Below are 9,844 nucleotides of genomic sequence, written 5' to 3' on the forward strand. Positions count from 1 at the left end.
TGAATGTTTACCACGGAAGGACTGGAGGTTGCGCCAGGACAAGCCTGGGCATTTCGTCTGGACGAGCCCAGAGGGGCGCCGATATCACATATCACCAGAGCAGTATCTGGCGGATGTTGTTATCGAGGGCCGCCTCCGGCCCGAGGTGCACCGGTCCGAGTAAGCGAAAAGCTGAGAAATGTGACATCCCTGGTTAAATCACTCCGTGTCCCCGTCCTCCTTGTCCTCATCATCGCTCGTGGGGAAAACCGGAGGAAAGCCATGCTGTTCCAGTCGGTGGTTCCGGAAGAACCCGCTGGTGGCGAAGCCGAGCCCGATCCCAGAGATCAGAAGAAACGCGACGACGACGGCTCGGACTCCGAACTCACCGGGCAGCAGGGAAAAGATCAGCGCGAAGGGCAACATCAGCAGGAAGGGCCGTGCCGCCTGGCGCAGCCTCCAGCCGGGGCCGGTGAGGTCATGCGAGACCCAGTCGTTGTAGGCCGGAGGAAGGGTCCCCCCAAGCAGGTAGTGCACTCGCCCGGTCAGCGGTGGTCGCTGAACGACTGGGCGGGCCACCGCCAGCTCCCGGTCCTGGCCGCTCACCGTCGGGCTGTCGTTACCGTCCATACCTCGCAGCCTATGAAGTCTGCGGTGGAGAGGTGGCAGCCGACGGTGGGCAGGTCGAGCTTCGGTGCGTTCTAGTCTTTGATCTCACAGAGCACGGTGCCGCTGGTGACAACGGCGCCGACGGCCGCAGCCAGTCCGGTGACCGTGCCATCCCGGTGCGCGTTGATCGGCTGTTCCATCTTCATCGCTTCCAGAACAATGATCAGATCACCCGCGGAAACAGCGTCGCCGTCGTTGACCGCGACCTTCACGATGGTGCCCTGCATGGGACTGGTCAGGGCGTCGCCCGTGACCTTGGCCGCAGCCGTGCCGCGAGCGCGCCGCTTGGGCGCCGCTCCCCGGGAAGCGGCGACGGGGGCAGAACCGAATCCGGCGGGTAGCACGACTTCGAGGCGTTTGCCGCTTACCTCGACAACCACGGTCTCCCGCGGCTCGGGGGTGGTGTCGGCCTCAGTCCCTCCCGCGAAGGCCGGGATGGTGTTGTCGAACTCGGTTTCGATCCAGCGGTTGTGGATACGGAAAGGCTCTGCGGCGTCCTCCGGGGCGAAGGCGGGATCCCGTACGACCGCGCGGTGGAATGGCAGTGCCGTCGCCATTCCCTCGATGATCATCTCGTCGAGGGCGCGCCGAGCCCGCTGCAGAGCTTCCTGCCGGGTTGCTCCGGTGATGATGAGCTTTGCGAGCAGGGAGTCGAAAGCGCCGCCGATGACGCTGCCGCTTTCGATGCCGGTATCGAGTCGGACGCCGGGGCCGGCCGGCGCGATCAGCTTGGTGACCGTGCCGGGGGCGGGAAGGAAGTTACGGCCGGGATCCTCACCGTTGATGCGGAATTCGATGGAGTGACCGCGAGGAGCCGGATCGGTGAAGTCGAGTGCCTCACCCTCTGCGATGCGGAACTGGGCGCGAACCAGGTCCACTCCGGAGACCTCTTCGGTTACCGGATGCTCGACCTGGAGGCGGGTATTGACTTCAAGGAAGCTGATCATGCCATCGCGGGCGACGAGGAACTCGACGGTCCCGGCCCCGATATAGCCGGCTTCCTTGCAGATCGCCCTCGAGGCGTCGTACAGCGAGTGGAGCTGAGCCTCCGAGAGAAACGGTGCCGGCGCCTCCTCCACGAGCTTCTGGTAACGGCGCTGGAGCGAGCAGTCGCGGGTACCGACCACGACGACGTTGCCGTGCGTGTCCGCCAGGATCTGGGTCTCGACGTGGCGGGGCTGGTCCAGGTACCGCTCGACGAAGCACTCTCCGCGACCGAACGCCGCGACCGCCTCCCGGACGGCACTGTCGAACAGTTCGGGGAGCTCCTCCGCGGTCCAAGCGACCTTCAGCCCGCGCCCTCCGCCACCAAAAGCGGCCTTGATGGCAACCGGAAGGCCGTACTGCTTGGCGAAGGTGACAACTTCATCGACGCCGGCCACGGGGTCTGCGGTGCCAGGTGCGAGCGGCGCACCGACCGCTAGTGCAATATGCCGGGCCGCGGTCTTGTCCCCGAGACGGCGGATGGCCTCCGGCGGCGGGCCGATCCAGGTGAGGCCTGCGGAGATCACGGCCTCCGCGAAGTCCGCGTTCTCCGAGAGAAAACCGTATCCCGGGTGGACGGCATCGGCCCCGGAGGACTTGCAGGCATCGAGAATTTTGTCGATGCGCAGGTATGAATCACCAGGGGTCGTGCCCCCCAACGCAAATGCCTCGTCAGCAACGCGTACGTGCAGGGCATTGATATCCGGTTCCGCGTATACTGCGACGCTGGTGTATCCGGCGTCGCGGCAGGCGCGGGCCACTCGAACCGCGATTTCTCCCCGATTGGCGATGAGGATCTTACGCACGTCGCTCCCGTCCTCGTCCGGCCTGCCTGAGTGTAGGTGAGTCGGGCCGAACATTTTGCTGCCGTTGTACCCAGATGTGATGCTGCAGACATCCCGGCGTCATGCCTATCGGTTGATCACCAGTCGGCTCGAGTGCGCGCACCCGGCGTCATCCCGGACCTTTGCCACACGCCCGGTCCGGTGGTGAGACTGCCACGGAGCGCCAGCGTTGGGCTGGCCCAGGATGAACGGCGGGTGGCCGGCGCCGACGAGGGAGCGGCACGAGCCGTCAGGAGCGCCACCACAGCGGCGATCTCCTCCGGCGTCGCCTCGCCGCGGATCAGCTGCAGCCGAGGCCGACTCGCCCGCCTGTCATCGTCCTGAACCACGTTTCTCTCCTCGGTACCTCGAGTAGCTGGTGCGTCGTGAGTATGCCGTCCGTGGACCTCTGAGGCCCGGGAGATCTCCGTCGGGGAGATCCTCCTTCCGGCGAGCTGGCGACGGCAGATCCCGTCTATAGCGGGATGTTGCCGTGCTTCTTCGGTGGCAGGGATTCACGTTTGGTACGCAGCAGACGCATCGCTCGAATGACATCGCACCGCGTTGCCGACGGGCTGATGACCGCGTCGAGATAGCCCCGTTCCGCCGCGATGTAAGGGGTCGCGAAGTGATCGGTGTAGTCCTGGATCAGCTCTGCCCGACGAGTCTCCGGTGACTCGGACCTGGCTAGATCCCGTCGATAGATGATGTTGACGGCACCCCGGGCGCCCATCACCGCGATCTCGGCGGTCGGCCAGGCGAGGTTGATGTCCGCCCGCAGGTGCTTGGACCCCATGACGTCGTAGGCACCGCCGTAGGCCTTCCGAATGATCACCGTCACCTTCGGTACGGTGGCCTCTGCGTAGGCGTAGATCAGCTTGGCGCCACGGCGAATGATGCCGTTCCACTCCTGGGAGGTGCCGGGAAGGAAGCCGGGGACGTCGACCAGGGTCAGCACCGGGATGTTGAATGCGTCGCAGGTCCGGACGAACCGGGCGGCCTTCTCGCTGGCGTCGATGTCGAGGGTGCCGGCGAACTGCATCGGCTGGTTGGCGACCACCCCGATAGAACGTCCATCCACCCGGCCGAATCCGACGATCATGTTCTGGGCGAACTGGGTGTGGACCTCGAGAAAGTCACCCTCGTCGAGGAGCCGCTCGATGATCTGGTGCATGTCGTACGGAGTGTTCGGGGAGTCGGGGATGAACGTGTCGAGATCCGGGTCGATCTCGGCGTCCAGATCGTCCACGGCGTCGTAGCTCGGGGCGTCGTCGAGATTGTTCGACGGAAGGAACGACAGCAGCGCACGGGCGAGCTCGAGGCACTCCGTCTCGTCGGCCGACTGGAAGTGCGCGACACCGCTGCGGGAGTTGTGGGTGTGTGCGCCACCCAGTTCCTCCATGCCCACGTCCTCGCCGGTGACTTCCTTGATCACGTCGGGGCCAGTGATGAACATGTGGCTGGTCTGGTCGACCATCAGGGTAAAGTCGGTGATCGCCGGCGAGTACACGGCGCCACCGGCGCAGGGTCCCATGATCAGTGAGAGCTGTGGGACGACGCCGGAGGCCATCACGTTGCGGTAGAAGATTTCGCCGTACAGACCGAGGGAGACGACGCCCTCCTGGATACGCGCTCCGCCGGAGTCGTTGATACCCACGACGGGGCAGCCCGTCTTCAACGCAAGATCCATGATTTTGACGATCTTCTCGCCGAAGACCTCACCCAGGCTGCCACCGAAAACGGTGAAGTCCTGGCTGAACACGCAGACCTGCCGGCCGTCGACAGTCCCGTACCCGGTCACCACGCCGTCGCCATACGGCCGGTTGGCCTGGACGCCGAAGTCGTGCGCGCGATGGCGGGCGAAGGCGTCGGTCTCGACGAACGACCCGGGGTCGAGGAAGGCCTCGACCCGTTCGCGGGCTGTCATCTTGCCCTTGGCATGCTGCGCGTCGACCGCTCGCTGGGACCCGGCGTGGACGGCATCATCGTTCACGCGCCGCAGTTGGGCGAGTCGGCCTGCGGTGGTGTGCGGGTCGGGAGCGGAATCCTCTGCGGGCGCGGGAAGAGCCATAACCGGCAGCGTACGACCCCCGCGGGTCCACGCGTGTGATTGATGTGCAGCGGATCTCACCGGATAGGCGAGATTCGTGGGCCTCTGGTGAGTTAACCGTATCCCGGATCAGTTTGCTGATCGTCCGCTGATCGCCCGAGTCGCCGGCGGGTGACCGGACGGTCTGGCAGGGTGGACCGGTGTCACCCTCGAAGGAGCCTTCACCCGTGGGACCCTCTCCCGAGCAGCCCGCGTCCGGCAAGCTCCCGCCCGGCAAGCCCTCGCCGACGTCCCCTCGGGCCCGCTCTGTCGGGGAGGGGCGATCCGCGTCCATCGGAACACGTGAACCGCTGGACGCCGCACGCCTCGCGGCCCGTGCCGCCGCGGTTGGCCTCGACCTGACGGTGGTAGAGGAGATCGACTCGACCAACGCCGCGCTGGCGCGCATCGCCCGGGGCGAAGACACCGCCCGCGGCCGGGGACAGGTTCTCGTCGCCGAACGGCAGACGGCGGGTCGTGGCCGGCTCGACCGATCCTGGGAGTCTCGCCCTGGCGCCGGGTTGACGGTCTCGCTGCTGCTGCGACCCCGGGTAGCGATGTCCCTGCTCGGCTGGCTGCCTATGGTGGTCGGAACCTCGCTCCTGGCGACGCTACGTGAGGTGGCGGCGGTTCCCGCAGTCCTGAAATGGCCCAATGACGTTCTCGTCGACGATGCGAAGCTCGCCGGCATCCTGGTCGAGGTCGTCCAGATCCCACTGTCGTCACCTTCGGTGATTATCGGTTTTGGGTTGAATATCATGGCGGAGCGTGACGAGCTCCCGGAGCGGTCGACGAGCCTGCTGCTCAGCGGCGCGCTTCCGGCGGCTCTGGACCGGACCGAGCTGCTCGGGGTGGTACTCGCCGATCTCGTCGGGGCGATCACTGGCTGGGAGGCTGACCCGCAAGCGGCTCGCGCGGAGTACCTACGGGTGTGCGCGACGATCGGCCGGCGGGTGCGCGTCGAGCTGCCGGACGGTTCGGCGGTGCTCGGGACCGCCACCGATGTTGACCCCGACGGCCGGCTCGTCGTCGACGGGCGACCCTACAGCGCCGCCGACATCGTTCACCTGCGGTGACGAGGGACCCGGCAGCGATCTGTCAGCCCGAGATGCGACGATCGTTGCCGTGGCGTTTCCCGACGATATCCTCACCCAGGACGAAGAGGTTGTCCTCCATCTGCACCCGCACTGGGTCAGCCTGGTAGTCCCGGCGCTCTGGACGGTTGCCGCCCTCCTTTTCGCCGTGCTGGGGGTTTTCTTCGCACCCGGAGGGGTGTTGCAGAAGCCTATCCAGTACCTCGTGCTTCTGGTCGCCTTCGGTGCAATCGGTTATCTGAGTGTGATGCCATGGCTACGTCGAATGACCACTCATTACGTCGTGACGAACCATCGACTGATGATCCGCGAAGGGGTCGTCACGCGGGTTGGGCGTGATGTCCCGTTCGCCTGGTTGGTTGGTGCGACCGTGCAGCAGAACGTCCTCGACCGGGTTCTGGGCTCGGGTGAGCTGATCATTGAGACGGTGGGGCAGCGGGGCCGGGTCAGCCTGTCGTGCATGCCGCACGCCGAGCGGGTGCAGGAAACCCTTGCCGATCTCTCCGCGCCCTACCAGTCACGGGGCTATCCGGGGGCCTGACGCCGGGACGGCCGGAGGCAGCAAGCACGGCCGATCCGTCACACCGGGTCGAACTCCCGCCACCATGCGAGCAGTTTGTCGGCCTGCGGATCCTCCGTGGCGAAACCGAGACGCTCGTCGTCAACCGTCCAGAACACCGAGAACCGACCGGGTCCTGCATCGCACAGGAAGGTGCCACGGCGTCGGGAGCTGCGTGCCCAGCGCTCGATGCCGGTCTGCCCCTGATAACAGTTGCCGACGCCGGCGAGGGCTGCGGACCGGTGGGCGATGTCGCGGGCCAGGGCCGAGGCGTCCGGGTAACGCAGGACGAGGATTCGAGCGGGGGCCGGAGCATCGGTCGCCACCCCGGGGACGCAGCTGAGGGCCGCCTCCACGCCACCGGGTACCGCCTGTCCCTCGCTGGGCGGCGCACTCGCGCACTCGCCGATCGCGAACGGCTTGAGCGAGGACCGCAGCCGTGCCTCGGCGGCATCGAGCGTCGGGCCCGGCGACTGTCCGACGCCGGCCGCTCCGGAGGCCATGGTGCCTCCCGTGCCCGTCGTGCCGGCCGCCGACGGGTGGCGACCGGTGGGGCTGTCGCTCGGATCGCGGGTCACGGCGAGTCCGATGGTGACGCCACCCGCGATCAGAGCCACGATGATCAAGATGATCGCGGTGAGGGGCCCGCGACGCCACCACGAGTCGGTTCCACTGGATGGATCCTCGTCACCGTCGGCCGGATTCCGCGGGAATCCGTCTTCGGAACCGTTCACAGGTATCCGGTCTCCCGAGGAAGGTCAGCTCAATGACGGAGTGGATCGAACGACTTCCACCATCTGTTGAGGTTACCCGGATCCTGATCATCCGCGGAGAACGCGATTCGATAGTCGTCGTAGGTCCAGAACGCGTAGAAACGCTTCGCGAAGAAGTAGCACAGCCGGGTGCTACCGGTCGACTCGGCCGGCGAGCTCCACCGCTCCGAGCTCTGCTGGCCGTCGTCGCAGTTCCCCTCGTCGTAGTAGTACGTTTCACGGGCGCCGATCTGTCGGTCCATGGCGGACTGACTCGGGAAGTGGAACGCGGTGACCTCGATGCCGCTGGGATCCTTGCAGACGAGGGCGGCGTCGGCATAGGCGCTGTCACGGTGTGTGGGGACGGCGCATCCCGTCATGACGACCGGGTTCAGTAGCGAGCGGAGGATCTCCTGTGGATTGCCGGCCGGCTGTCCACCGTTCCCCGACGCTCCGGTGGCCGATGTTGTGGCGACGGATTGTCCGCTCGTCGTGTCGGTGCCGTCCTCGCCGGTGAACACGACGACTCCGAGCAGGATCACCAGGGCCAGGAGGAGGCCGCCGCCCGCGAACAGCAGGCGTCGATCCACGCTGACTTCGTGCCGGGAGGCTGTGCCGCGCTTGGCCAAGGGGGCTACGGCGCGCTCGGGCCCGGCCGCATTGGCGGGGATTCCTGTCGGGTGGGCGGGCGGCTCCGGTGGCGGAAGTCCCGGCAACAGCCCCGGTAACGACGAGGGCCGTCTGGATTCCGCAGGTGCGCCGAGCCGTGTGGCGGTGGCCGTGTCGACCGAGGGGGCGGACGTGCCGAGGAGATTGACGGGTGCCGGCGCTGGAAAGCCGCCGGTCGGGACAGGCGTCCCGCTCACCGGAGGGAATCCGTTCGGCGGGTTGACACCGATTGTCGCTCCGGGAGCCGGCGCCGGATAACCGATGGGCGGTGCGGACGGCGCGACATGCGCGTCAACGCCGTCCGTGGACCTGCCCCGGGCCCCGAAGGCTCCGAGGAAGGCCGTGTCACCGTTCGTGCCGAGCCCGGTGCCGGTTCCGGCCGTGAGGGTTCCGGGCTGGTTAATGTCGCTGCCCTGGATGCCGGGCCGTCCGGTGGGCGGGGGGCTGGGTGGGGTCAGGCGGTAGGTGAGGTCGCCGTCGTCCGGCCATGGTGACGATGGGGCGTGGTGTGGGGACATCGACAGTCCGGAGGACGTCCGAGGTCCCGAAGGCAGGGGCGGCGGCAGGTCCGGGCCCGACGGGGGCCCCGGCGGGAACGGCCGTTCCGGAGTGGACGGGAACCCCGGAACCGAGAGGGATTCCACGGTCGACGAGGTTCCGGGAGCCGACGGGGTTCCGGGAGACAGGGGAGGCTCGAAGGTCACCGGGGACTCAGCGTTGCTGGATCTGGTTGGCGAGCCGTAGTAGAGCGGACCGGGCGGGCCGGCCATGCCTGTGGGCGGCCCAGGGGGTCCCGGGGGCCCGGGAGGTCCCTGCATCCCCGACCGAGCCGGCAGGCCAGGCGGAGTCGGTGGTCCCTGTCCGCCCGGACCAGGCTGATCCGCCCGGGCGGACGAGGTGGGGGGCCGGTGGGCGGGGCGAATCCAGGCGGGGCGAGAGATCCGGGTGGCCCGGGGGGAGCGGGCGGCCAGGACGGAGTGGAGGGGCCGGGCGGCCCCGGCGGGCCACCCGGACCGGTCAGTCCCCCGAAGTGAGGGGGAACCGTGGGAACCGGCGGGCCCGGTGGCAGAACCGGACCTTGCGGTCTGGAACCCGACAGCGGTCCCGAGCCCAGGGCCGACGGCGGTGAGACCGGATTCGTGTAGGGCGGAGGCGACAAGGCATGCCCCGGCCCCACCCCTGGTCCCGGTCCTGGGTGTAGTGGATGCAGGATGGTCCGGTCAGGCTCGTCCGGGTCTGGATCGGGGCCGCTCCCTGGCCGCGGCGAGGCCGGCGGTGGCTCGGACACCCGCGACGCTTCGTCGTCGCCTTGGCCGGGGCTGGGCACGGTTCCTCCCGAGATGGGTGACAGGTGCAACCCCAGCGTAGGCCCCTCACCGCTCGGATATGGGCGATGTCAGGCTACTGCGTCACAAATACTGCTCTATCACCACCCGCCCGGCCGAAGGCAAGCAGGCAAGATCGAAGCCACAGCAAGCAGCACCCCGCCGTGCGGACGTGGCCGCGTCCCGGCGGCGTCCACCGCGACGTCAGGTCTTGGGCACCGGATCGAAATTACTCCACCATTCGTACAGGGCCGCCCCGTCGGGGCCGGTCGCCATGAAGGAGACCAACGTGGAATTGTAGGACCAGAAGATGAAGTGATCACCATCACGCACGTTGCAGACGGCCGTGCCCTGGGTCGCACCCTCGTGGAAGTTCCAGGTGAAGACCTCGTCGCCGCCCTGCTCGCATTTGCCGCCGGTGGTGCTGACCAGGGACTTGCGCACCTCGACGTCGCTGCTCAGATCACTGGTGGTCGCGTAGGAGTAGGCAGCCACCACCTTCCCATCATCCGAGTTGCAGAATAACGACGCCTTGATGTGGCCGCCCTCGGCTTCGCCGTTGGGCTCGCAGTCCGTCATCACGGACGAGTCGAGCTTGGCCAGCAGGGCGTGCTGCGCCGGGGTGAACTGCGCCGAGGGACTCGGACTCGCGCTTGGACTTGGACTTGGCGAGGGCGATGACGATGGGTTTGTCGAGGTCGGTGAGGCGCTGGGGCTGTCGGGCGCGGTCACCGTGCCCGGGTTGTCGGAACCTCCGGAGAGGAGCACAACCGGAATAATGATCAGGAGGAGTGCCGCCGCCACCGCCGCAGCGATGATGGTGTTACGCCGACGTTGAGAGCCGCCGGGCCGGGGGGCGCCCCCGGCGGCGGATAACGGGTCTTCGAAGTTAACCGGGGT

General features: G+C 67.5%; 8 protein-coding genes and 1 pseudogene. 2 read left to right on the top strand and 7 right to left on the bottom strand.

The features are described from left to right. Window positions 1–198: 198 nt before the first annotated feature. From AC08OU_RS18165 to AC08OU_RS18180, 4 genes are all read right to left on the bottom strand, one after another. The gene (locus AC08OU_RS18165) at window positions 199–609 is read right to left on the bottom strand and encodes a DUF5313 family protein (protein ID WP_476605386.1); all 411 of its coding nucleotides are present in this window, start codon (window positions 607–609) and stop codon (window positions 199–201) included. 71 nt (window positions 610–680) lie between these two features. Beyond that, a complete protein-coding gene (locus AC08OU_RS18170; RefSeq protein WP_476601355.1) occupies window positions 681–2,438 on the bottom strand; it encodes an acetyl/propionyl/methylcrotonyl-CoA carboxylase subunit alpha in 1,758 nt (585 codons plus the stop codon). A gap of 116 nt (window positions 2,439–2,554) precedes the next feature. Further along, on the bottom strand, window positions 2,555–2,806 hold the full coding sequence (locus tag AC08OU_RS18175; RefSeq protein WP_462187315.1) for an acyl-CoA carboxylase subunit epsilon: 252 nt from the start codon (window positions 2,804–2,806) through the stop codon (window positions 2,555–2,557). A gap of 125 nt (window positions 2,807–2,931) precedes the next feature. Beyond that, window positions 2,932–4,527 (bottom strand): acyl-CoA carboxylase subunit beta, encoded by a 1,596-nt coding sequence (locus AC08OU_RS18180; RefSeq protein ID WP_476601356.1) that lies wholly within the window; start codon window positions 4,525–4,527, stop codon window positions 2,932–2,934. A gap of 206 nt (window positions 4,528–4,733) precedes the next feature. Here AC08OU_RS18180 and AC08OU_RS18185 point away from each other — a divergent pair, with 206 nt between their 5' ends. Together AC08OU_RS18185 and AC08OU_RS18190 are read left to right on the top strand one after the other, a co-directional pair. Further along, window positions 4,734–5,621, top strand: coding sequence for a biotin--[acetyl-CoA-carboxylase] ligase (locus AC08OU_RS18185; RefSeq protein ID WP_476601357.1), 888 nt, complete (start codon window positions 4,734–4,736; stop codon window positions 5,619–5,621). Window positions 5,622–5,670: 49 nt separating this feature from the next. Beyond that, the gene (locus tag AC08OU_RS18190; protein ID WP_476601358.1) at window positions 5,671–6,180 is read left to right on the top strand and encodes a PH domain-containing protein; all 510 of its coding nucleotides are present in this window, start codon (window positions 5,671–5,673) and stop codon (window positions 6,178–6,180) included. Window positions 6,181–6,218: 38 nt separating this feature from the next. Here AC08OU_RS18190 and AC08OU_RS18195 read toward each other — a convergent pair whose 3' ends face one another. The 3 genes and pseudogenes from AC08OU_RS18195 to AC08OU_RS18205 all read right to left on the bottom strand — a co-directional run. Further along, entirely contained in the window at window positions 6,219–6,932 is a 714-nt protein-coding gene (locus AC08OU_RS18195; protein ID WP_476601359.1) for a hypothetical protein, read from the bottom strand. Between the two features lie 29 nt (window positions 6,933–6,961). Next, on the bottom strand, window positions 6,962–7,540 hold the full coding sequence (locus AC08OU_RS18200) for a hypothetical protein (RefSeq protein ID WP_476601360.1): 579 nt from the start codon (window positions 7,538–7,540) through the stop codon (window positions 6,962–6,964). 1,608 nt (window positions 7,541–9,148) lie between these two features. Then, window positions 9,149–9,844: pseudogene (locus AC08OU_RS18205) on the bottom strand (hypothetical protein); the annotation flags it as partial.

This window comes from Frankia sp. CcMO1 (genome assembly GCF_977945845.1).

Excerpts from the sequence above, each read along its gene's own strand:
- AC08OU_RS18165 (WP_476605386.1), bottom strand. The coding sequence starts at position 609 with ATGGACGGTAACGACAGCCCGACGGTGAGCGGCCAGGACCGGGAGCTG.
- AC08OU_RS18180 (WP_476601356.1), bottom strand. The coding sequence starts at position 4,527 with ATGGCTCTTCCCGCGCCCGCAGAGGATTCCGCTCCCGACCCGCACACC.